Source organism: Pedobacter caeni, assembly GCF_900129215.1.
GTDB classification, from domain to species: Bacteria; Bacteroidota; Bacteroidia; order Sphingobacteriales; family Sphingobacteriaceae; genus Pedobacter; species Pedobacter caeni.
In genome coordinates this window covers 997,386-1,020,107 of record NZ_FQUQ01000003.1, presented here as the reverse complement: position 1 = coordinate 1,020,107, position 22,722 = coordinate 997,386, and the positions used below count along the sequence as shown (strand labels likewise).

Annotated in this window: 19 protein-coding genes; 9 read left to right on the top strand and 10 right to left on the bottom strand. The window is 41.9% G+C overall.

Going from position 1 to position 22,722, the window contains the following annotated elements; all coding sequences use genetic code 11:
* Positions 1-56: 56 nt before the first annotated feature.
* Together BUC20_RS18960 and BUC20_RS18955 are read right to left on the bottom strand one after the other, a co-directional pair.
* On the bottom strand, positions 57-983 hold the full coding sequence (locus BUC20_RS18960) for a FecR family protein (RefSeq protein ID WP_073232593.1): 927 nt from the start codon (positions 981-983) through the stop codon (positions 57-59).
* Between the two features lie 57 nt (positions 984-1,040).
* Positions 1,041-1,592, bottom strand: a complete 552-nt coding sequence (locus BUC20_RS18955; RefSeq protein WP_073232592.1) for an RNA polymerase sigma factor — start codon at positions 1,590-1,592, stop codon at positions 1,041-1,043.
* A gap of 241 nt (positions 1,593-1,833) precedes the next feature.
* Between BUC20_RS18955 and BUC20_RS18950 the strand changes: the two genes are divergently transcribed.
* The 4 genes from BUC20_RS18950 to BUC20_RS18935 all read left to right on the top strand — a co-directional run bounded on the left by BUC20_RS18950 (position 1,834) and on the right by BUC20_RS18935 (position 7,664).
* Positions 1,834-2,436, top strand: coding sequence for a TetR/AcrR family transcriptional regulator (locus tag BUC20_RS18950; protein ID WP_073232591.1), 603 nt, complete (start codon positions 1,834-1,836; stop codon positions 2,434-2,436).
* Positions 2,437-2,524: 88 nt separating this feature from the next.
* Positions 2,525-5,278, top strand: a complete 2,754-nt coding sequence (locus BUC20_RS18945) for a TonB-dependent receptor (RefSeq protein WP_073232590.1) — start codon at positions 2,525-2,527, stop codon at positions 5,276-5,278.
* A 29-nt stretch (positions 5,279-5,307) separates the two neighbouring features.
* The gene (locus BUC20_RS18940) at positions 5,308-6,591 is read left to right on the top strand and encodes a parallel beta-helix domain-containing protein (protein ID WP_073232589.1); all 1,284 of its coding nucleotides are present in this window, start codon (positions 5,308-5,310) and stop codon (positions 6,589-6,591) included.
* Positions 6,582-7,664, top strand: coding sequence for an SO2930 family diheme c-type cytochrome (locus BUC20_RS18935; RefSeq protein WP_073232588.1), 1,083 nt, complete (start codon positions 6,582-6,584; stop codon positions 7,662-7,664). Before BUC20_RS18940 ends, BUC20_RS18935 begins: the two co-directional genes overlap by 10 nt.
* A gap of 78 nt (positions 7,665-7,742) precedes the next feature.
* Here BUC20_RS18935 and BUC20_RS18930 read toward each other — a convergent pair whose 3' ends face one another.
* Positions 7,743-8,858 (bottom strand): serine hydrolase domain-containing protein, encoded by a 1,116-nt coding sequence (locus BUC20_RS18930; RefSeq protein WP_073232587.1) that lies wholly within the window; start codon positions 8,856-8,858, stop codon positions 7,743-7,745.
* Between the two features lie 293 nt (positions 8,859-9,151).
* On the opposite strand from BUC20_RS18930, the gene BUC20_RS18925 reads away from it, so the two are divergent.
* The gene (locus BUC20_RS18925) at positions 9,152-9,565 is read left to right on the top strand and encodes a PH domain-containing protein (RefSeq protein WP_073232586.1); all 414 of its coding nucleotides are present in this window, start codon (positions 9,152-9,154) and stop codon (positions 9,563-9,565) included.
* On the opposite strand, the gene BUC20_RS18920 is transcribed toward BUC20_RS18925, so the two are convergent.
* The 5 genes from BUC20_RS18920 to BUC20_RS18900 form a co-directional block, all read right to left on the bottom strand.
* Positions 9,555-11,012, bottom strand: coding sequence for an aminoacyl-histidine dipeptidase (locus BUC20_RS18920; RefSeq protein ID WP_073232585.1), 1,458 nt, complete (start codon positions 11,010-11,012; stop codon positions 9,555-9,557). The genes BUC20_RS18925 and BUC20_RS18920 overlap by 11 nt on opposite strands.
* 132 nt (positions 11,013-11,144) lie before the next feature.
* Entirely contained in the window at positions 11,145-13,022 is a 1,878-nt protein-coding gene (locus BUC20_RS18915) for a RagB/SusD family nutrient uptake outer membrane protein (RefSeq protein ID WP_073232584.1), read from the bottom strand.
* Between the two features lie 35 nt (positions 13,023-13,057).
* Positions 13,058-16,498 carry a SusC/RagA family TonB-linked outer membrane protein gene (locus BUC20_RS18910; RefSeq protein WP_234994552.1) on the bottom strand — a complete coding sequence of 1,147 codons (3,441 nt, stop codon included), beginning with the start codon at positions 16,496-16,498 and terminating at the stop codon, positions 13,058-13,060.
* A 169-nt stretch (positions 16,499-16,667) separates the two neighbouring features.
* Complete coding sequence (locus tag BUC20_RS18905; protein WP_084529035.1) at positions 16,668-17,738, bottom strand: FecR family protein; 1,071 nt, start codon at positions 17,736-17,738, stop codon at positions 16,668-16,670.
* Between the two features lie 96 nt (positions 17,739-17,834).
* A complete protein-coding gene (locus BUC20_RS18900; protein ID WP_084529033.1) occupies positions 17,835-18,401 on the bottom strand; it encodes an RNA polymerase sigma factor in 567 nt (188 codons plus the stop codon).
* 149 nt (positions 18,402-18,550) lie between these two features.
* On the opposite strand from BUC20_RS18900, the gene BUC20_RS18895 reads away from it, so the two are divergent.
* The 3 genes from BUC20_RS18895 to BUC20_RS18885 are packed head-to-tail and all read left to right on the top strand — an operon-like array spanning position 18,551 to position 20,983.
* Entirely contained in the window at positions 18,551-19,183 is a 633-nt protein-coding gene (locus BUC20_RS18895) for a hypothetical protein (RefSeq protein ID WP_073232582.1), read from the top strand.
* 52 nt (positions 19,184-19,235) lie between these two features.
* A complete protein-coding gene (locus BUC20_RS18890; protein ID WP_073232581.1) occupies positions 19,236-19,871 on the top strand; it encodes an ABC transporter ATP-binding protein in 636 nt (211 codons plus the stop codon).
* Complete coding sequence (locus tag BUC20_RS18885) at positions 19,871-20,983, top strand: hypothetical protein (protein WP_073232580.1); 1,113 nt, start codon at positions 19,871-19,873, stop codon at positions 20,981-20,983. Before BUC20_RS18890 ends, BUC20_RS18885 begins: the two co-directional genes overlap by 1 nt.
* A 21-nt stretch (positions 20,984-21,004) precedes the next feature.
* Here BUC20_RS18885 and BUC20_RS18880 read toward each other — a convergent pair whose 3' ends face one another.
* On the bottom strand, positions 21,005-21,514 hold the full coding sequence (locus BUC20_RS18880; protein WP_073232579.1) for a DUF3828 domain-containing protein: 510 nt from the start codon (positions 21,512-21,514) through the stop codon (positions 21,005-21,007).
* A 150-nt stretch (positions 21,515-21,664) separates the two neighbouring features.
* On the opposite strand from BUC20_RS18880, the gene BUC20_RS18875 reads away from it, so the two are divergent.
* On the top strand, positions 21,665-22,285 hold the full coding sequence (locus BUC20_RS18875) for a hypothetical protein (protein ID WP_073232578.1): 621 nt from the start codon (positions 21,665-21,667) through the stop codon (positions 22,283-22,285).
* Here the strand turns inward: BUC20_RS18875 and BUC20_RS18870 are convergent.
* Positions 22,233-22,706, bottom strand: a complete 474-nt coding sequence (locus BUC20_RS18870) for a hypothetical protein (RefSeq protein WP_073232577.1) — start codon at positions 22,704-22,706, stop codon at positions 22,233-22,235. The genes BUC20_RS18875 and BUC20_RS18870 overlap by 53 nt on opposite strands.
* Positions 22,707-22,722 lie beyond the last annotated feature (16 nt).

Here is a 22,722-nt window from a genome sequence, read left to right as displayed (position 1 = left end):
TTGTTAGATATCTTAATGACTAACCGTGGTTGTTTCAGCAACTGCGGTTTCTTTTTTTATTGACGTAGCTCTATTTTATTGCCATGCGTAATGAGTTTTAGGTGAGTGATATAATTAATTTGATCCAGGATATTTTGAAGGGATAAACCATTTTTGACATAAAGCGTTATCCTTGTATTTAAAAGTCCCTGATCCTCTGTTTTAAAGGATGTACCATATTTAAGACTCAGCAGGGTAAATACCTTATCCAGTGTCACATTATTCAGGCTGATGTCTTTTTTGTACCAGCTGTAAAGCGACAAGTCGTCCATTTTTTGTTTCCTGAGCCCCTCTGTAGGCGTAAATACGGCCTTTTCATTTGCTTTTAATACGGCAACCTGCCTGTCGGAAGAAACCTGAACTTTACCGGTAATTACCGAAACGCTTGATTTACGATGATCGAGGCTGATATGAAATGAAGTTCCCAATACTTTTGTGGTCATCCCGGCTGAGCTGATGACGAAAGGATGAGCAGGGTCTTTGGCTACTTTAAAAAAGGCATTGCCCTTTAATAAGCTTACCAGTCTTGATGTTTGGTCGAAATTTTCGGGATATTTAAAGGTAGAATTGGCAGCAAGATAAACGGTAGTACCATCGCTCAATTTTACAGAATCTGTAAAAGCAGTAGTCCTGACCGTAATTTCTTTCACATTTACCTGAGGTCTCAATAAGATACCTACTGTTGCCACCAATATTACAGTGGCCGCAATGGCATATTTATAATATCCATAGAAATGCTTTTTTAACTGGCTTTTCTTTTTAACGTTTTGATAAATGTTTGCTGAAATGTGCGCTTTGGAATCACTGATTTCAGTATTCCATACGGCATGATCGTATTCATGCTGAAAAAAATCATCCAGCAGATTTTGTTCTGCTGCTGAAAGTTGTTGTTTCTCACTCTTCTCAATCAGAAGTTCCAGATAGTGTTTCTCTTTTTTAGTCATAGTACTTATATTCGGCTATAAGTACCAGAGATGGTAAAAAAGTACTATCTGAGTTGATTAAGAAATGATTAAAGAATTGTTAAGGTGGATCAGCAGGTAAATACTGAAAGGAATGATCAGGCCCGGGTTTTCACTGGTATACAATTTCAATTGCTTTAAAGCGGAAGAAAGTTGATTTTTAACCGTTTGTTTAGAAAGGTTCAGCTCAGAGGCAATTTCTGCAATCCCCATTTCTTTTATTTTACTCATCACCAGGATTTCTTTTCTTTTTTCAGGAAGGTTTTCCATGAGGGCATAAAGCTGGTTCAGCAATTCTATTTCCAATGCCGGAACATGGTCTATGAGGTAATTCTCAAACCGCTCTTCCATATATTCCGTATCCAGCTTCTTTTTCCGGTACTCTTTAAGTACCTGATTTTTTGCTGCCCTGAACAAATAGGATTCTATAGACAGAATGTTCACTTCATTCCGCCTTTCCCACAGATCAGTAAAAATGTCCTGAACAATATTCTGAGCAATATGTTCATCACGCGTCATTCTGAAACAGAAAGCATATAATTTCTCCCAATGATGGATGTATATATGTTCAAAGTTCTTAAGGCCCACCATAAGAGAATTTTATTTGGCGCTAAGGAACAAAAAGAATGTGGACTGAATTTTAGGGAAAGGTTATATTTAAATTAACTTTTTCTGCATTCAGTTAATATAGATCAGACTTAATGTCCTACACTGTTTTTACTCCCCTGACTTTGTTATGTTTACAAAAGTTAACACTACTTTTTCAATTTTCAAACGTTTTGTTAAAACATTTGGATAATTGAAAATATGTTTATAGATTTAAACAAGGGATATGAGTAAAAAAGAACTGGTAAAGGAAAAGATAGGAAAATCAGCCATGCAATGTTTTGCAAAATTTGGTTTGGATAAGACGACCCTTGATGACATTGCCCAGGCCGTAGGTCTCAACAAGGCATCATTATATTATTACTATAAAAATAAGGAAGATATATTTATCGAAGTAGCGCTGAAAGAAGGGGAAGATTTCATCAACTCCCTGCAGGAAGCTACTTTACTTAAAGAGGGAATAGAAAACAGGACTGCTTTTTACCTGGAGTCGAGGTTCAATTATTATAAAAACGTGCTCAATATGAACCGGGTGTCAGTAGATACCCTGAATAAGATCCTGCCACGTTTTTTTGAATTGTACAATGCATTGATGAAAAGGGAAAAGATCTTTCTCACCCAGCTTCTGGAAAAAGCGGCGAAAGAAGAAAAGCTGATGATGACTGATCCGGAAAATACGGCATCTGTGCTCATCAACCTGACTGATGCTTTAAAACATAGTGTAGAACAGCAGGCCATCCTGAAAGGGGAAACTGAAATAGACTACACACAAAGTCTTCAGGATATCAAATTTTTGGTGTCACTGATCTTTACAGGAATAAGAAAATAGCGGTACTCTCGTAGTTTCATGACGGTTAAAGGGATAGCAGGCTATTTTATTGTTTAAAATTTTGTTGCGAACCTAAACCAAACTAAATATGAACAAAGTCATGTTACTTAGCCTGATTCTTTATTTCTGTATGCCCGATTCCCTAAGGGCTCAAAACCTGATCAAAGGAAATATAAAGAACAATGCCACACAGGAAGCCGCATATGCGGTATCAGTGAAAGTAAAAAACGGCACTGAAGGAACCTACTCTGATGACCGTGGAAGGTTTCAATTGAAAACATCAAAGAAACTCCCGCTTACACTGGTCGTTTCTTCTATTGGCTTCGAACCTACAGAAGTGACTGTTCAGAGTTTTTCCGGTGTTCTGGAAATCAGCCTGGAGCCAGCTTCAGTACTTGGACAGGAAGTGGTCGTTTCTGCCAGCCGGACGGTACAAAAGAAGCTCGCTTCTCCCGTCACGATTGAACAGATCAGCAGCAAAGAAATCAGCAATTCGCCCCAGTTAAATTATATGGACATGATCCAGGGTTTAAAAGGAGTAGATGTAACGGTTTCCAGTATCGGTTTTACCAGTATATCTACCAGGGGGTTCAATACCAGCGGAAACACCAATTTCACACAGATTGTGGATGGGATGGACAATCAGGCCCCAGGACTTAACTTTCCCCTTGGCTCTGCGATCAGTTTAACGCAACTGGATGTGGACAATATAGAGATGCTGTCCGGCGCCTCCTCTGCACTTTATGGCTCCAGGGGCTTAAACGGAACGATGATCATGTCTGGCAAAGATCCTTTTAAATATCAGGGTTTAAGTGTTTTGGTTACCCAGGGCGCCAACCACCTGAACAGCAAAAACAACAATGATCCGGTATCAACCTCCCCTTACTACGACTGGACCATCCGTTATGCCAAACAAATCAATGAGAAGTTTGCTTTTAAAATCAATTCTCAATATACACAGGCAAAGGATTGGGTAGCCAACGATCCGAGCAATAAAAACGGCCCGGGCAACAGCCTGAATGATCCCAACTATAATGGCGTGAATTATTATGGAGGCTCAACCTCGACCGATATTTCTCCCTTTTTACAGGCCGCACTGGCAGGAGATCCGGCCCTCGCACCGATTATTGAACCTTTGCTCAGTAAACCAAATTATGTAGCCAGGACAGGTTATCCTGAATATGGCTACCTCGACAATAAAGCTAAACTGTTCAAAGTAAACGCAGAATTGCGTTATAAGATCAATCCAAAACTGGAAGCAGTGCTCTCGGGTACTTATGGAACAGGAAACATTGTCTACACCAATGACACCAGGTATCAGTTAAAAGGTTTCAAAGTAGGGCAATACAGAATGGAACTGAAAAGTGACAAGTGGTTTGTCCGGGCTTATACCACTCAGGAAAATTCCGGGCGTACCATTGTCGCTGGCCCTACGGCACAATATATCAATGAGTCCTGGAAAACAAGTTATGACGGGAATACCGGAGGATGGTATCCTGAATATACTTACGGACTGATCAATGCACTGGCCGGAGGCTCAGGATTGAATGATGCACACCTTGCCGCCCGTGCATTTGCAGACCAGGGACGGGCAGAACTGGGCAGCCCATTGTTTAACCGTTTAAAGGACAGCATCACCAATACGCCCATTTCTGAAGGAGGCACCCTCTTTCTGGACCGTAGTAAATTATACAATGCAGAAGCGCAGTATAACTTTACAGATCTGGTAAAGTTCATGAGTGTCATCGCTGGCGTAAACTGGCGCTTGTATAGCTTAAACAGTAAAAACACGTTATTTCCAGATAAAAACAAGCCCATCAATGTAAAGGAATACAGCGCTTATGTGCAACTTGCAAAGAAGGTCGCAGATGATAAACTCAGCATCAGTACGTCCTTCCGCTTTGATAAAAACACCCTGTTTTCTTCTCCAAAAGTTACTTCAAGAGCCTCATTGGTATTTGAAGTGGTAAAAGAAAATTTCATCAGATTCTCTTATCAGAATGCTTACAGTTTCCCTTCTAATATCCAGGCTTTGCAAAACACACTGAATGGCTATAACAGTTATTCTTCAGGAGGTTCTTCCCTCCTGCTGAACGACAATTATCAGTTCAACAGATTTCCACCATATACTTTGGAAAGTGTCAGTAAATTCCAGCAGACAGGAGATGCCAGTCAGCTGCAGAGGTTTCAGTACAATGACATCAAACCACAGTCGGTCAACGCATTTGAACTCGGCTATGCAGCCCTGATCGGGAAGCGGGTGATCTTTGATATATTAGGTTATTATTCGACCTGGAAAAACTTTATTGGCTATGCAAATGTTGCCAATACACCAGGTACCGATGATGTGAACGCATTTAAAGACCATAGCACCTATATCCAATACAACATTGCCTTCAATGGCGGGCAAATGGTAAATACTTATGGCTATGCAGCGAGTGTCAGTGTAGATCTCGGTCATAATTTCCTCACCAAGGTTAATTACTTTTCAGACCACATCAAAAATAAAAACAATTCTCAGATCAATAACTTTAATACCCCGAATTACCACATCAATTTAGAATTCGGAAACAGTGGCTTCGGCAAAAAACAAGTATGGTCCTTTAGCACCAGCCTTCGCTACAAACCGGGTTATTTCTATGTCGTTACCGGTGGACTGGCCGAAGGACGCGTACCGAGTTCGGCAGTTATCGATGCCCAGGTCAGTTACAAACTCATTAAAGCCCGTTCCGGCATCAGACTCGGCGCAACCAATATCACCAACCGGTATTATACCACGGGAATTGCCAACCCCAATATAGGGGCGGTATATTATGTCACTTATGCCTACAATATCTTTTAATCAAACCTGCATACAAAAACTAACCAAATATGAAACATTCCATCACTACAGCACTCCTCTTACTACTGGTCACCGGTATTCTGAGCTCCTGTACGAGCAAATCTGATCAAAAGGACACTTACACCACCGTCCTCAGTTTTAAACCCGGCGAAGAGGCTAAAATTGCAGAGGCTTTCCTCTCTTTAAAGGACAGTACAAGCATCCTGCTTAAAGCAGGGAACTATAAATTTGATAACCTGAGTATCGCACAGGTCAACCATATCCTGATTCATGGAGAAGGTCATGACAAAACTGTTTTAGACTTTTCCGGTCAGACTCAGGGTGGCGAAGGCATCCGGGTAACCGATGTGAAAGGCTTTACCATTGATGGCATGACCATCCGGGATTCCAAAGGTGACTTGTTAAAGATCAACAAGAGCAGCAATGTAACCGTAACCAATCTCCATGCGGTTTGGAGCAAAGCTGACTCTACCAGCGGTGGCTATGCCATTTATCCGGTCTTGTGTAAAAATGTGCTGATTGAAAACTGCTATACAGAAGGTTCTTCGGATGCCGGAATTTATGTTGGCCAGACCGATAGTGCCATTGTCAGGAAATGTAAAGCAGCCAAAAATGTAGCAGGTTGCGAAATTGAGAACACCTCTAACGCTGAAGTTTACGACAATGAGTTCTACAATAACACTGCCGGCTTCCTGATTTTTGACCTGCCGGATCTTTCTAAAAGAGGCGGGCATGTGAAGGTTTACAACAACAACATCCACGACAACAACTTTAGAAATTTTGCTAAAGCGGGCAGTTTCGGTACCACATGGGGGGTAGGAAATGCTTCTCCCGGAAGTGGAATCATTATCCTGGCCGCCTCAGATATCGAAATTTACAACAATAAGATCACGAACAACAATACCTCTTCAATTACCATTGCTTCCGGCTTCGCTGTTGATGAAAAAGCAGGAGAAAAGATCAATGCCAATTACTCCCCTATTCCTAAGAACATCAGGATTCATGACAATACCATAGAGATGGGTCCTGCCTTTCCCAAGCCTGCCTATGAACACCGGATCGGACAACTACTCGTGGCCACTGAAGCTCAGTTAAATAAGCTGGAGCCTGCACGTAAAAACAAACGGATTCCATGGATCATGTACGATGGGATTACCAGCAATATCCTGACAAAAGGAACCACGCTAAACCCGGATTCGATCTGTATCAATCAACCCGGTGATAATGTTTTTGTGAATGCTGATTTCCTCAATATTGCAAAACCTGAAAACTGGAAACCAAACACCAACATTAGCCCTTACCAATGCAAATAAAAATGCGTAAAACTTATCTTTTTAGCACCCTGCTCCTGTTCAGTACAACTTTTTCCCTACTGATGGAGCAGGGTTGTAAAAATAAACCCAAGCCACAGACAACCGGGGCTTTTGAATTTAAAGAGAAGCTTTCTGACTATGGATTTTTCAAAGGAAAACTCGCAGCTCTGAATCCTGCAGAAGGAATTCTCCATTATGAATTGAGTACCCCCTTATTTACAGACTATGCGGTCAAAGACCGTTTTATCGTCTTGCCTGCAGGCCGGGTTATAAAATATACAGAAGATGGCGCTTTAGACTTTCCAGATTCCAGTATCATCATTAAAAACTTTGCCTATACCAATCTGGAACATCAAAAAGTAATGATTGAGACCCGACTGCTGGTCAAAGATCCTAAGGATAAAAAGTGGAAAGTGATGAACTACCTCTGGAATAAAGAGCAAACAGAAGCAGTGAAACACATTACCGGAGCAAGAGTTCCCATTACCTTACTTGATGAGGAGGGGAAAAAGTATTTCACCAATTACCAGGTTCCAAACACCAATGATTGCAAAAGGTGCCACATTAAGGATGGAAGCCTCATTCCCATAGGCCCGAAAGCAAGAAATCTGAATTTCACGTTAACTGGTCAGACCGTTAATCAGCTGAGCCAGTGGGTAGCTAAAGGGAAACTCAGCGGATTACCGGAATTGAGCAACGTACATCAGTTACCGGTCTGGACAGACAAAAAACACTACAGTCTGGAGCAAAGGGCAAGGGCTTATCTGGATGTGAATTGTGCACATTGCCATACCAAAGGGGGAGACGCTTACAATACCGGATTGTTTTTGGATTACCAGGAAACAAATGCAGATCATTTAGGGATGCGAAAAGCACCTGTATCTGCAGGCGGGGGTGCCGGGGGGATGGACTATGATATTGTTCCCGGAAATCCGGATCAATCCATTTTGTTGTATAGAATGAACAGCACCGAACCCGGAACAGCCATGCCGGAGTTGGCACGAACCATTATTCACAAAGAAGGGGTAGCATTAATCAGGGAATGGATTAAGAGCTTACCGAAACAGAAATAGGATCAGCAGGATTTATGAGTACGGCATTCTATTGCCAGATTCATAAATCCTGCTTTAAATTCAGGTTAAATTAGCCTTTTAATTACCGAGCAAAGCACCTATATTTTTGTTAAAAACGACTCCCTTATCACAATTGGTAAAAAACACATAGCCGTTTTTATTCGCTTTATTGATCTTGAACCCGGATTGAGCGTCTCCGTTATTTCCGCCATGCTCATATATTACCCCATAACTTACAGGTCGGATCGCAATTCCCAGCCCCCATGCCGTATCTCCGTTGACCAGATAATGTGGTGTACTTTTATCGAGTTGTACCTGTTCCCGGAACAGCTCCTCATTACTCTTTTTTGAAAGCCCCTTATCATTCATCAGCGCAATCAGAAAGGTGGAATAATCTATGGCCTCTGTATGTAATCCACCTGCAGGTTCAAACCCGGTCGAATCCTCTTCAGGAAAGGCGGTCGGCCAGGGTTTTCCGCTCAGTTTCCCATCGACATGCCCTTTCACCTTATGTGTTGTGATGTAGGCATTTCCACTAAACCAGGAGTTTTTGAGCTGAAGAGGCTTAGCTGCCTCTGCTTGAAAATACGGATCCAGAGTCTGTAACGTTAAGTGATTTAAATGTGCAACAACTTTAGCAAGATAAAAATACCCCTCACCTGAATAGGAAAACTGCGTTCCCGGAGTAAACTTGATATATAACTCCCCGTATTTATAACGGTTTTCATCACGCTTATCGAAATAACGCCAGTTTGGGAAGCCACTGGTATGAGACAAGACCATCCGCGCCGTGATTAGCTTATAGCATTCATCTTTGGCAATATCCGCATAAGGCAAATACCTGTACAAAGGAGTATCCAGGTTCAGTACTTGCTGATCAACCAATTTCAATACGAAATAGCTGAATAAGGGCTTCGACAAGGAAGCTGCTTCAAAAAGGGAATTTACATCTACCTTTTTCTTTGTCACGATATCTGAAACCCCAAGGGAGCGGTGATAAACCACTTTGCCCTTGTTGATCAGTGCAAATGACAAACCTGGAAGACCCAGGGAATCCATTTGTTTCTTAATAAATCTGTCTAAGTGTTCCACACTTAGTTTACTCCCTTTGAGGGTTCGTAATTGAGCAGTGCTTGTAAAATTCAGAAACAACAGGATGATAAATATACCTATAGGGAGCTTTTTGTTATACATATTCAGAAATAGCTAATTTGGTTATGGCAGGCTGGTCTCATCTAATAGACAACTTCAAAATATGAATGTTACACTCCGGATCCGGTAAAAAAGACAAAAGCCCTGACATCCATCGGGGCTCTTGTATCAACTAAACCTAAACTTATAAATACTAACCAAATATTTATGGCGCAAAGCTAAGGTTGCATTGTAAAATTCAGGTTAAGTGTATATGATTTATAATATTCAGGATAGAAATTATTTCATTACATTTATCTCCATAAGAAAACCACCAACACATCATACCTAAAGAGATGACGGAGAATAAAGTATTTCAATCTGCAACAGGAACAACAAAAGTTGCTTTTATTGCCATTATTTTCACTGCACTATGTTTGTTTCTCTACCTGATGTCCAAAAGTATATGGATCATTTCCTCATATGTGAGTCTGTTTATTGTTTTCGGATCTAAGGTACAGACCAGATATCACATCAAAGGGGATTCACTCATCATCACCTCCGGTTTTTGTTTGCACCAAACGATAGCCATCAATAGTATCAGAGAACTTGTGGAACTTGAGAAGTTGAAAATTTCTTACAACACCAGTGATGAAATGAGCATCAGCCCCAGAGACCAGGCGGAGTTTATTGCCTGCTTACAAAAGATAAATACAGGCATAAAGCTAAGCCCTATGCCTGATTCTTCAAGCCCACTGGCTATTTCTTAACCGGGATTTCCTGTAACACTTTCAATAAATAACTCCAGTATTTTTGTACGGAAGAGATTTTTACACATTCGTCTGGAGAGTGTGCACCATGAATGGTAGGTCCAAAAGAGATCATGTCCATTCCCGGAAGATGTGCACCTAAAATACCACATTCCAGACCCGCATGACAAGCATTTACATTTGGTTCCGCATTGAAGGTTGTTTTATACAAGCCCGTCATCAGCCTTAAAATATCAGAATCTGCATTTGGTTTCCATCCTGGATAGTCTCCACTGCGGGAAACATCACAACCCATATTTTCCAATGCTGCGCCTACTGCATTTGCCACATCGTCTTTGGTACTTTCCACGCTGCTGCGTTGCAGAGACTGGGTGATAAACTCGCCACCTTTGATGATGACCCTGGCCAGGTTTGAAGAAGCTTCAACCAGGTCGGCAATATCCGGGCTCATCCTGAACACCCCGTTTGGAAGGGCATAAATCGCATTCACAATTTTGTGGAAATCCGTGTTGTCCATTCCATGTTCAGGAAGGGCAGTTTCTTCGGCACTGATGCTGAGTGCTGCTTCTATACTCTGATATTCTTCTGTTAAGATTGCAGAAAAATCAGCTATGAAGGCAAGAAAAGCATCCTTTTGACTTGCAGGAATCGTTACCACAGATTTAGACTCCCTTGGAATTGCGTTTCTTAAACTTCCGCCATCTACTGTAATTAACTGTAGATCCAGCACTTTAAGACCGGCATAAAACAAACGGTTCATTAGTTTATTGGCATTACCTCTTCCTTTATGAATGTCCATTCCGGAATGTCCGCCAACAAGACCTTTAATGCTGATCTGGTAAGCCAGACGGTCCTGAGCTACGGGATGTTGTTTATAGTGGTAAATGCTATTGGTATCTATCCCACCGGCGCAGCCAATGGTCAGTTCATCATCTTCTTCAGTGTCCAGGTTTAATAAAATCGTTCCCGATAAATTAGCAGGATCCAATTCTTTTGCCCCGGTCATTCCGGTTTCTTCATCGATGGTAAATAACGCTTCAATTGCAGGATGTGCAATGGTAGAAGAAGCCAGGATCGCCATGATGGTGGCCACACCGATTCCGTTATCTGCACCTAAGGTTGTTCCTTTTGCACGTACCCAGTCGCCATCCACAAACATCTCAATTCCCTGTGTTGCAAAGTCGAAATTGCTGTCGCCATTTTTCTGATGAACCATATCCAGGTGAGATTGCATGATCACCGTTTGCCTGTTTTCCAGGCCAGCAGTAGCTGCTTTCTTGATCACGACATTTCCTGTCTTGTCCTTTGTGGTCTCCAGACCTAAACTATGACCATATTTAACCATGAATTCAATCACCTGCTCTTCTTTTTTTGAAGCTCTTGGTACGGCATTCAGGTTTGCAAAATTATTCCAAAGTTCCTGAGGTTCTAAATTTTTGACTTCCATTACTATCTCTTTGTTGTTTCAAACAAAGCTAGAAAAACCGGAAGGATATTGATACAACATCCATAAAAAAAGACCGTACCGGTGTGTGATTACCGGCACAGTCTTCAGATATTAAACAAACGAGCGTATCTTTTAGTAACCCGGATTTTGGGTTAGCTCTTTATTGTTATTAATTTCATCCCTGCTGAAAGGTCTGAAATAGATTTTATCATTCCACACCCTGTTTTCCTGAGCTGTTTCTGTAGTAGGCGTATACGTATAATCGTAGATATCAGTATCATAATGATATTTTCCAGCCAGGGTTTTTCCCGGCTTAAACTTCCCTGTTACTTTGATATAGGTTGTTTTACGTCCAAGGGTTTCAGACGCAATCATCCACCTGCGGGCATCATGATAACGCTGTTCTTCATACACCATTTCTATACGGCGCTCATGGCGATAAATTTCTCTGAGTGCATCAGGAGCTGTTGTCGTGATGGCAGGCATTCCTGATCTGAAACGGATTCTGTTCAGCCATAGCAAGGCATCAGTCGTTTGTCCAACCTCGATGCTCGCTTCAATATAGTTCATTACAGCTTCCGTATACCTGAAGAAAGGCCATGGAACAAACTGAGGCATAGAAGCATCTACGATCTCCGGATTGGGATCAATAAACTTCTGCGTATAATATCCGGTCCAGCTTCCATTCCAACTTTCGATAGGACCTGATCTGGTGTCCAAACCTTTGTAGGTAAAGGTTTGGCCTTTATCGTTTACCATGTCATACTCTCCGGTCTGGATCTGACTGGCTGGATCTACATCTCCGGAAGCTAAACTTCTTGGTTTCCAACCCGCTCCATCATAAAGTACGGTAGCATAAAAACGCGGATCCCTGTTTTTATAAGGTGCTGCTTTCTGCGTAGGGTCTGACCAGCTGAATTTAGAGCCATCTGCCATTTCATAATCATCCACCAGTAAACCCACAGGTGTATTTCCTGCCCAGTTGCGGTAGCCATTCGGCCCATTTGCACGGGCATAACGCATGTCACTGCGGTCTATAAAATACCTTCCAAAAATGATCTCTGAAGCAGCTGAAGCATCCATACCGGGAGCTTTACTTCCTCCGCCCATAGCAATACTTTTGTAGTTGAGACGTCCCTCTTCAGGAGAAACCGGAGCAGAAAGGTTGAGTTTATATCCGCTACTGGCATTCATCACCGCTTTTGCTGCATTCCGGGCATCCTCCCAGCGCTGCATCTGCCCATCACCATCGTACGCCAGCAGTGCCAGGTCTGCCACCCCGGCAAGCAAAGTAGATTTTAGCTTTGCCTTTTTCTGGTCATGAAGATCACTTGCCGCATAGATCAGCACCCTCGATTTCAAAGCCAGTGCAGCCAGCGCATTTGTCCTTCCTTTTTGAGTTACCTTTCCAGTCAGCAAACGAGCTGCTTCATCACAGTCTTTCAAAATAAAGTCAACACATTCTTTATAACTCGAACGTTTAACGTTGAAATTATCTGTTAACTCATAAACTTTTGTGATGATCGGAACACCTCCGTAATACCTTAACATCTGCTGGTAATAATAGGCCCTGAGGAAGTAAACTTCGCCCAAAAGCCTGTCTTTCAAACTCTGGTCGGTTAAGCCATTATCGCCACCCACCAGGCGATCAATGGTCATGTTGCAGGAGCGGATGCGGTTATACATTTTTGAATAACGCCAGGTATCGTCTACCCAGCCTAAAGTGGAAGGATTAATGGTACTGGAGTTGACTAAATCTATCCCTCTGTTTGGATGGGTAAAAAGAGATTCATCCGATACCGATGACAACATCTGTTCGGAGAAGCCCCCTACACCCAGTCCGTTGTAAATGTCAAGTACAAAAGCATCTGCCAACGCACCATCTTTCCAGACAAGGTCTGAAGGAATCTCCCTTGGCGGAGTGAGAGACAAGTCTTTCTTACATCCCGCAGCAAGCAATGCCATCACAGCAATTGTCAATATATATGTATTTCTGATTGTTAATTTCATAACTATATTTTTTGTGTTCTGTGGTCCTGATTCGCTTAAAAAGTAGCCTTTATCCCGAAATTGATTACTCTGGCCTGTGGATAATACTGTGCACTGGAATTGGTTGATTCCGGATCCCAGATTTTGATCTTATCCAAAGTGAACAGGTTCAATCCGCTCGCATACACCCGAAGTGCTTTCATGGCCATCTTTTGGCTCAAAGCACTTGATAAAGAATAGCCCAGCTCCACATTTTTTAGTCTGATATAATTATTACTTCTGAACCAATACGTATTTCTTGCCGCATTGTTAAGATCTGTATAATAAGTCTTTCCGCGGTTAGACAGGCGGGGATTTTCTGAGCTTGGATTGTCAATCGTCCATCGGTTTTTATAAGACCATTCCAGAAAGTTTCCAATGTCTCCGGATTCTGTTAAACCCACGATTTGGACCCCGCCTGTGGCTCCCTGAATCAATACAGAAAGATCAAAGTTTTTATACTGAAGGTTCAGGTTTAGTCCTCCTGTAAAAGTTGGTGTACTTGTTTTATCCATTCGGATCTGATCATCTGCGTTGATTTTCCCATCTCCGTTGGTGTCTTTGAACTTCATATCACCAGGCTGTAAATTAGGAGCAATAGCCGAATAGTTGATGGTATTGGCCTGAATTTCTGCTTTATCTCTGAAAACACCATCGAACTCATAAGCAAGCTGTGTTCCGGTCGGCATTCCGGTAGAGCGCTGCCATGCAGGGGCTCCGGGGATCTCATCCCAGAACATGATCTTATTTTTAGCATAACCTCCATTTACACTGATGCCATATCCGAATTCACCAGCCTGGTCATTATAACTCAGCTTAAACTCGAAACCACTGTTGTTCACTTTTCCAAGGTTTACAGGTGGTAGTTTTTCAGTGATTCCTGAACTCTCCGGAATGGAATTTCTTTTGATCAGGATCTTGGTTCTTTTATTATAGAAATAATCAAATTCAAGACTTAATTTATTGTTCAGGAAGGAAGCATCTAACCCGATATTGGTATTATTGGCCACTTCCCATCCAAAGCTCGGGTTGGGAACCCTAGCCTCAAATACGGTTTGATTCAGCTGATCATTTGATATATAATTACCAAAACCAACGGAACTCAGGTATTGGTATTCAGCGAGTGCATCGCCAAAATAGGCCTCGGCCCCCATTTGTCCCCATGAACCCCTGATTTTTAAATTATTCACAAACTTCACGTTATCCTTGAAGAAAGATTCTTCAGACAAACGCCAGCCCAATGATACTCCGGGAAAGAAACCAAAACGCTTGTCGGCGGGGAAGATATAAGAACCATCTACCCTCCATAAGAATTCAGCAAGATATTTTTCTTTATAATTATACCCCAATCTTCCAAAATAACTCAGACGTGCCCTGTTGAACAGGCTGTTTGGAGCATCGGTAGGATTACCTACGGTTTGCTCTTTATCACTTCCGGCGAGGAGTTCCTGTAAAGCAGTGGAAAGGAAATACCTGCGCGAAGCAGAAAATCCATCATTATTTACTTTTTCACTGGTTATCCCTGCCATTGCACTGAATGCATGTTCACCGATTTTTTTATCATAATTGATCATCGACATCAGGTTGATGGCCAGCTGATCTCCTGCTGTTTCCGACAAACTTGCATCTTTACGCTCAGAACTTACTGTTCCGACAAGCTTGGGAGTTACTCCATCAGCCTCAAATGTCTGTTTATCCCAACTATATAAAGTCCAGGGGGTCTGCCATCTTTTCTGACGGCCGGCAAACTTATCTATGGATGCCGTACCGGTTACCTTTAAGCCCTCCACTCCCGGAATTTTGATTTCTACCTTACCGGTAGTTTGGAAATAATCTCTTTTGTCTTTGTTATAACCTGTCAGGTCCGTAGTCGTTACATAAGGGTTATAACCAAATTCAATGGCTGGTCCTGGTAATCCATTTGGCCAGACCTCGATTTCGTTTGGTCTTCCACGCATCAACATCCTGAAGATATCTCCTGCACCTACTGTCGGGAAATTCCGCAATTCTTCTCTTGCGGTAACACCCAGGGTAGTGGTTACATACTTATTTAAGGTCGCCTCCAGGTTGATCCTCATGTCGTATTGTTTGTAACCTGTAGCTGATTTCTTGTAGTAACCGTCCTGATCCAGGTAGCCCATTGAGATCAGGTACTTGATATTTTCTGCACCTCCGTTGATCTGGAGATTGTGTCTTTGCTGAGGCGACCAGTTTTTAAGTGTCGTATTGAACCAGTCGGTATTTGGGTAACGCAAAGGATCAGATCCATCCCTGAATTTCTCCATTTCATCCGGTCGGAAAGGGGCAGTAAGGAGACTTCCATTATCAGTTCTGGTATAAGATCCTTTAGTTTTAAAGTCCTGCCAGGCAGCCCCCCACTGTTCATCGGGAAGGTCGGAAAAGATTTTCAATTCATTCAGAATCTCTGCATATTGACTGGAGTTAGCCATCTTAGGTGTCCTGGTTGGCTGTTGTAACCCGTAAGCATAATCATAAGAGAATTGAGGTTTACCTGTTTTTCCTTGTTTCGTAGTCACCAGAATTACACCATTTGCTGCCCTGGAACCATAAATAGCAGCGGAAGCATCTTTCAGTACCGATACACTTTCCACGTCATTCGGATTCAGGCGTTCTAACCCACCTGCCCTGTTTGGCACCCCGTCGATCACGATCAGGGCATCACTGTTTCCCAGGGAGTTGACTCCACGGATACGGATCGCAGAACCATCATAACCAGGCTCTCCACTCGATTGCATCGCGGTTACCCCAGGCATCCTTCCAGCCAGGGAATTGGATAAGTTTGCTGTTGGTGACTTCGCCAGATCAGCCCCTTTAACAGAAGTCACCGCGCCGGACACTACTGCTTTCTTTTGTGTACCATAACCTACCACTACAATTTCTGATAAATCCTGGCTATTTTCCTGAAGTTTTACATTGATCAGTGCCTGGCTGTTTACCTCCACCTCCTGACTTACAAAGCCGATGTAAGAAAACACCAATACACCATTGTCAGGAACTTTAATGCTGTATCTTCCTGCTGCATCTGTTGTTGTTGCTGTACTCGTTCCTTTGAGCTTGATACTTGCCCCTGGAACTGCAACTCCTTTTGCATCTGTCACGGTACCTTTTACCAGCACATCTGCCATGGAGGCATTTGTGGATCGGATCACCACAAGGTTATCTTCCAGTGATTGGAATTTAAGCCCTGTTCCTTTTAAAAAGATGGCCAGTGCATCAGAAACGAGGATATCTTTTTCGATCAGGGTGATGTTTTTTCCAGCCGGGAGGTCTTCTTCGCTATAAAGCAGCCTGAAATTACCTTTCTGTCCGAGGATGGTCAGGGCCTCTTTTAGTTTCACTTTTCTGAGGTCCAGATCCACCTTTGTATTTTGTGAATAGGTCGCTGCCGATACCTGTATACACAGGAGGAACGAAAAAACAAAGATCCAGTTTAGCATTAGTAGTATTTTTTTTCGGGAAAAGCCGGCACATAGAACTTTATTGCACAGTCCTTTTTTTTTCATAGATTTGTGAATTTCAAAGTTAAAAATCTGATAATGGTAGTTTTAGCTACCCTTGAAGGTTTGGAAAAGGGGGAAAATGTTGGCGCATTTACTCCCTTTTTTTTTAGTAAATAATTATGTCATCTGCTTTAAGTTTAAAGTGAAAAGGTTTGATTAATTGCATGGCCGTTAAGGCCTCTGTGATGTTTTCATTTTTAAAGATTCCTGTAAAACGATAAGATTTTGATACAGAGCTGTTGATTTCGATCTGAACATTGAACCAACGCTCCAGTCTCGGCTTCAAATCTTCCAATGACTCGTTCCTGAAAACCAGCACATCGTCTTTCCAGGAAATTTCTTCAATATATTCCTGACCATCAATGCGGACAGGGTTAATGTTTTCTATCTTCAGGCTGATGTCTTCGGGATCCTGCTCATCATTTCTGGCTTTCTTCTTTTCTGTAAAAGCGAATTTTTCAGATGGTTTTAAAAGGATCTTTTGTTCCGACCGGTTGTTGACCGAAAGCTCAATGGACCCGCGTAGTAGCGTTGCTTCAGAAACAACGTCTTTATCATAAGCTTTCACATTAAATGCAGTTCCCAAAACCTTTACAGAAATCTGATTCGTCCGAACAATAAAAGGGCGGTTTTTCATATGTGCCACATCAAAAAAAGCTTCTCCGGTAAGGTGCACCAGGCGCTGTTCTTTTTTATTGATATCGTTGTCGTAAGACAATTTGCTATCTGCATTGAGCCAGACTAAGGTGCCATCCGGAAGTTTTAACTTTTTACGCATTCCCTTTCCGCTGACAATCTCTGTATCAAAATCAGGGGCTTCTTTTTTATTCAGATAAAATAGAGAAGCCAGCGCAATCAGAAACAAGCTACAGGCAATGGCCACAAAACCCGTATATTTTTTAAACCAGCTAACCGGCACCACTTCTTCTTCTTCGGGTACCTCAGTTTCAAACTCTTCCTGAAATTTTAGTTTATGTTTTTCATATAGCTGATGCAGGTGTATCCGCTCGGAAAAGCTTTGCTTAGGTGCTTCTGCCCAAATTTCTTTCAATGCATCATCATAATAGAGGGAATCAGGATAGATAGCCATCAGTTCATCCAGCTCTTCCAGTTCGCGTGGGGTCGCTTCATTAGCCATTTTTCGGGCTAATAGTTCTATTAATCTATTGCTATCCATTTGGACGGTTCGTTCTGAAGTTTATATTGGTTGTTTGTATAGGACAATATTTTTCAGGAAACTCCCTAGTCGGCAAGGAAAAAAAATGAAAATAAATTACATGAGGTTAAATTCCATCTTCAGTAAAGCAGTTAATTTCTTCACTGCAGTGACCAGATGGGCATCTACGGTCTTTACCGAGATATTTAGAACAGCTGCAGTTTCTTTATAGCTTAAGCCATCTTCCTTGATCAGTTTAAATACCAGCTGGCATTTCCCAGGCAAAGATTGGGTAGCCAGTTGCAGCTTCTTTTTCAACTCATCGTTAATGAGCAGCTGCTCCGGATTTAAAGAATCCATCACCACTTCTACCTGAATGTCATCAATAGAGACCAGTTCCTGTCTGGTATTTTTGTTCAGGGCATTTAAAGAGAGATTACGGGCAATCACAAATGCATATACCCTTACATTTTCTACTTCCAGTAATTTCTGACGATTTTTCCAAAGGCTGATCATTACATCACTGGCCACTTCCTCCGATAACTCTCTCGATTTCAACAAACAATAGCTGAACCGGTACAAAGAAGGGAACAAGCCCTTAAAGAGCTGTTCGTAGGAGCTCTCACTATCATATAGTGCAATGTGACTGATCAGGTTATTCAAGTCGGGTGAATGCTTGGACATAGTGGTTTAGGTTAGATTAATTCAAATGTATGAATTTAACAATACCATCCAAATCTTTGTATATTTACTTAGTTCAGAACATTCTGAGCTTAAAACTGTTAGTAGTGTTAAGCTATAGTGTTATTTGTACATTAACGGGGTTTAAATAAATGTATAAAAAGGCAATCTCATTCTATAAAACCAGCTGGCCCGGATTAATATTAGTCGTAATATTTTCCTTTACCTTCCTCTTTGGCTTTTTCAAAGCCGCATTCCCGGAAACATTTTATGAAAAAAACATTGGAAAAATTGATACCGCCATCATTGGAATCGCTTATTATCAGAATAACCATACACTGGAATTAAAACTACAACCCGGTGATCAGACCTTACGCCAAAGCTATCCCCTTTGGTGGTATGCACCACATCCAAAAGCTACGGATCTGAAGTCAGGAAAGGAAGTCTCTGTCTTGATTAAAAAATCTACAGGCAGTGTGTTTGGAATCAGATCAGAAGGAAAGGTCATTCAGCCAGCCTGGTTTGACATTTTAATCGATTACTTTAATTCGTCCGGGGTATTGATGTTAATGGTGGCTTGCTTTCTGCTGATCAGTGTTTATCATTACGGGGAAGTGCTGAAAAATGTTTTCCTGTGGATGCCTTATGCCTTAGGGATGCTGACATTAACGGTGTTCTGGGGCTATCTGAATGCGATCATCTTTGTGATTGTAGCGATCGTGGTAGTAAAGTATATTTTGAAGAAAAGAAAGGCTCAACAGCTCAGTAATCAGCCTGCCGTGTAACAAGATGACCTAAATTTCATCCAAACAAAGTATTACCACAACCAAAGCCTTCATGTTAGCATTCCATCAGTTCCAAAAGCGATACGGAGGCCACCTGGCCCTTGAAATTCCTGAGATGACCATTGACTCAGGCATTTATTGGTTGAAAGGCGCAAACGGATCAGGAAAAAGCACACTCCTGAAAGCCATAGCCGGCCTCCTTTCTTTTGAAGGACAAATCAGGCTCAGTCCTGATATTTACCTAAAGAAACAACCTGTAGCCTATCGGAAAATCGTAAATTTTGCAGAGGCGGAACCTCTTTTTCCTGAATTTCTGACGGGGCAGGAAATGATCCGAATGTTCGTAACCGCCAAGTCGGCAAGCCCCGGGCAGGAGCAATACTATCTGGAAAGCATGCAAATGCAGCATTACATCAACCAGCCTGTGAGTACCTATTCCAGCGGAATGTTAAAAAAACTCTCCCTGGTTCTTGCATTTATTGGTCAGCCTAAATTGATCTTACTTGATGAACCCTTAATTACCATAGACAGTGATTCTCTTCAGGTTCTTTACCGCTGGATTGTAGAAAAGCACCAAAAGGATGGAACAGGCTTTCTATTGGCTTCCCACCAGGCACTGGAACATGACACGCTTAGCAAAGCACAGGTATTACTGGTGGAGAACCTGACATTAAACACGAGTTGCTGATGACAGCCCCCTTAACACATCTGCTGATTAAAACATTTTCCAGAGGATTCTTCCGGCTGCATTCAGGGATGTTGCTGTTCTTATTTGTTGCCGTTTTCAGTTACTGTTTCTTTATCCTGACCGCAGGCACAATTACACCAGAAAACGCATTGGTGTTCAATATCATTTTCCTGCTCAGCTTTGCGAGTGCTCCTGTAATGATGATTCTGGTCTTTATCGTCTGGCTGATCTATACCATAAAAAGCTGGCAATATGTTGCGGCACAATTACAGATGGATCAATACCAGTTTCTGTATTACAGCAGTACGGCTCTGAGTAAAGCGAAGCAATTTAAAAGCTGGTTTGTTGCCCAGTTATTTATTTCGATTCCGCTGATCGTTTACGGGTTATTTAGTGTAATTGCCGGAGCCATTTATGGACACTACGTCATCCCTGTTCTGATCGTCATTTACCTGCTGCTATTAAATGGCATCAGTGCATTCCTCTACCTCCACCTGATGAACCGCATCATGCGCAACGAGGAATCCACCTTGCTCAACAAACTCACAAACAGCTGGAAAAAGCCTTACCAGATCTTATTCCTTTACCACATCATTCATCGGAAAAAGCTGGCTTACCTGATCACCAAGACCCTTTGCTGGGGAATTCTATCCGGAGTCTTATTACTCTTTTCGGATGTAAAAAACGACCTCCGGATTGCCGGAATGGCCATATTAGGGGTCGCGATCGCACACACATTCCTGATCTATCAGGGACAGCGTTTTGAAGTTCAGTATTTAAGTTTTTCTAAAAACTTCCCTTATTCCAGAAACCAACTGTATGGACAACTCCTCCTGTTTTATGTGCTGCTTTTATTGCCTGAAGGGTTCTGGTTATTGATCCGTTTTGATCCGGGAACAGCATCAGGTTTATTCCTGTTGATGCTAAGCGTTACTTTATTGTTTCGCAGCTTACTGTATCGGATAGGGCTTCATATGAACAGCTACCTGCCCTGGGTCTTTGGACTATTTTTCCTGTTCTTCTGGATGATCATGTTCCAATGGATCTGGTTCCTTATCCCGATCAACCTTCTTTTATCATATTTGTTATTTTACAGGAATTATTACCGGTAGAATAGCATTCAGGCTAAATGCTTAATGATCACTTATAAATTTCTGCAATACTTTTTTAGCATCAGTTCCGACCGGATTCTTTCCTTTATAATGAACATTATCAATTTTCCAGGTCCCTTCCTCTTTCACTAAATTCACCTCGTCATTCCAGGTCATTTGATCATAGCTATGTGTTAATCTGATCATCACATTCGCTTTGTTATCCTTTACGGTGATCTTTCCTATCTTAAAAGAGGTTGCTCCTCCATCAAAATTACTGGTAAAGATATCACCGTCAATACTTTCCGGCTTATCGGTCGAATTCTTAGCTTTGAGCTCTGCTGCAGACACTTTCTCCAGAGAATCCCTGCTTTTCAATAGCGAGCGTAACTCATTTGACAAAAGCTCATCGTTCAGGTGGTGTCCATTCTCGTCCACCTGACTTTTGTAAAAGGATTTCAGCACTTTAGTGATCTGGTTTGTATCAGGCGGTATAAAGCTAAAAAGGATGGTCGCTATAATTAACGCGGGTAATAAAATCTTAAATTTCATAGGTAATATTTAATAGATACCCTCCCCTTACAATAACTTTGCCATATCGAAAACCTACCTCATAAAAACCATGCAACTTATTGATTTGGATTACGTTGCAATTAATGTAATTTTGCAGAAGCTTAAGGGGAACTAAAAAACAACACATCCATGGGGAGTAGGAAAGAGAAAATGCCTGTATTCATACAGGCGATGTATGGTACTGTGATTGGTTTAAGCTTTTTTCAACTGGTGATTAAAACTCCTGCACATCCGGACCTGATCAACTCCGGCAATACCTTAACCGGCTTTTTAACGGGCGCTTCTTTCTTCCGTTTGTTGTTTTTAATACTGACATTGCTCATGATTGCACAGGAATGGGTGAGTCAGGAGCAAACAAAAAAACTAAAACGCCCAATTTACTGGCATTACCTTCCACAGTTTCTCGCCTTGTTTTGCCTCACGCAAATGTTTGCTTCCCTGGAAACACTTGATCTGAAATACTGGTATGCGAATGCCCTTGGCTATACCTTATGCAATGTCTTTGGCTTCTTTCTCAGCAACAAAGAGCCACATAAAACAACCAACCTGCTTCAATACCTAAGGTACCTTATACAGGTGTTCCTCCTGGAAATTTTCTTTTTTATTATCCCAACCAGCTTCATCTGGCCTTTTTACCTCATTGCCTTATTGCTAACGGGCTATGTGCTGATTTTCATCTGGTGGTTATGCAAAATCCTTACTTTGCATTTTCGGCTAAAGGATAGCCCTTATCAATCCAATCCGTCTTAACATTTACCGGTAGGTCAAGTAGTTTTGCATTTTTAAATTTCAGGTCATTCAGGAGCTGAAAAGCAGGTCTGATATTCGGACATTTATCCATTGGGCAACAACCGCAATAAACCACCAATGCAGTATTTGCAGGGATTCCCTTTAATGCTTTTGCAAACCTCTTCAGGTTTTCCTTTTCGCTGGCAGCCCCCATATTAACGGCTCCTTTGATGTCCTGAACTACTCCTATGTTATATATTTTTACTTTCTGACCAGCACGGATCATCTTAGCCAGGGCTTCTGGTTTCATCAGCTGACTGGCCGTCCAGGTATTTTTCTGTAAAGTAGCCCCACTGGAAGGAAGTACCTGAGCTTGAGAAAAACCAAATAGGATAACCATTAGGAAGGTCATTATCGTTGCGCGAAAGGTGGTATTGTTCATATTTGCAATATAATTA

Excerpts from the sequence above, each read along its gene's own strand:
- BUC20_RS18960 (WP_073232593.1), bottom strand. The coding sequence starts at position 983 with ATGACTAAAAAAGAGAAACACTATCTGGAACTTCTGATTGAGAAGAGT.
- BUC20_RS18955 (WP_073232592.1), bottom strand. The coding sequence starts at position 1,592 with ATGGTGGGCCTTAAGAACTTTGAACATATATACATCCATCATTGGGAG.
- BUC20_RS18950 (WP_073232591.1), top strand. The coding sequence starts at position 1,834 with ATGAGTAAAAAAGAACTGGTAAAGGAAAAGATAGGAAAATCAGCCATG.
- BUC20_RS18945 (WP_073232590.1), top strand. The coding sequence starts at position 2,525 with ATGAACAAAGTCATGTTACTTAGCCTGATTCTTTATTTCTGTATGCCC.
- BUC20_RS18940 (WP_073232589.1), top strand. The coding sequence starts at position 5,308 with ATGAAACATTCCATCACTACAGCACTCCTCTTACTACTGGTCACCGGT.
- BUC20_RS18935 (WP_073232588.1), top strand. The coding sequence starts at position 6,582 with ATGCAAATAAAAATGCGTAAAACTTATCTTTTTAGCACCCTGCTCCTG.
- BUC20_RS18930 (WP_073232587.1), bottom strand. The coding sequence starts at position 8,858 with ATGTATAACAAAAAGCTCCCTATAGGTATATTTATCATCCTGTTGTTT.
- BUC20_RS18925 (WP_073232586.1), top strand. The coding sequence starts at position 9,152 with ATGACGGAGAATAAAGTATTTCAATCTGCAACAGGAACAACAAAAGTT.
- BUC20_RS18920 (WP_073232585.1), bottom strand. The coding sequence starts at position 11,012 with ATGGAAGTCAAAAATTTAGAACCTCAGGAACTTTGGAATAATTTTGCA.
- BUC20_RS18915 (WP_073232584.1), bottom strand. The coding sequence starts at position 13,022 with ATGAAATTAACAATCAGAAATACATATATATTGACAATTGCTGTGATG.
- BUC20_RS18910 (WP_234994552.1), bottom strand. The coding sequence starts at position 16,498 with ATGCTAAACTGGATCTTTGTTTTTTCGTTCCTCCTGTGTATACAGGTA.
- BUC20_RS18905 (WP_084529035.1), bottom strand. The coding sequence starts at position 17,738 with ATGGATAGCAATAGATTAATAGAACTATTAGCCCGAAAAATGGCTAAT.
- BUC20_RS18900 (WP_084529033.1), bottom strand. The coding sequence starts at position 18,401 with ATGTCCAAGCATTCACCCGACTTGAATAACCTGATCAGTCACATTGCA.
- BUC20_RS18895 (WP_073232582.1), top strand. The coding sequence starts at position 18,551 with ATGTATAAAAAGGCAATCTCATTCTATAAAACCAGCTGGCCCGGATTA.
- BUC20_RS18890 (WP_073232581.1), top strand. The coding sequence starts at position 19,236 with ATGTTAGCATTCCATCAGTTCCAAAAGCGATACGGAGGCCACCTGGCC.
- BUC20_RS18885 (WP_073232580.1), top strand. The coding sequence starts at position 19,871 with ATGACAGCCCCCTTAACACATCTGCTGATTAAAACATTTTCCAGAGGA.
- BUC20_RS18880 (WP_073232579.1), bottom strand. The coding sequence starts at position 21,514 with ATGAAATTTAAGATTTTATTACCCGCGTTAATTATAGCGACCATCCTT.
- BUC20_RS18875 (WP_073232578.1), top strand. The coding sequence starts at position 21,665 with ATGGGGAGTAGGAAAGAGAAAATGCCTGTATTCATACAGGCGATGTAT.
- BUC20_RS18870 (WP_073232577.1), bottom strand. The coding sequence starts at position 22,706 with ATGAACAATACCACCTTTCGCGCAACGATAATGACCTTCCTAATGGTT.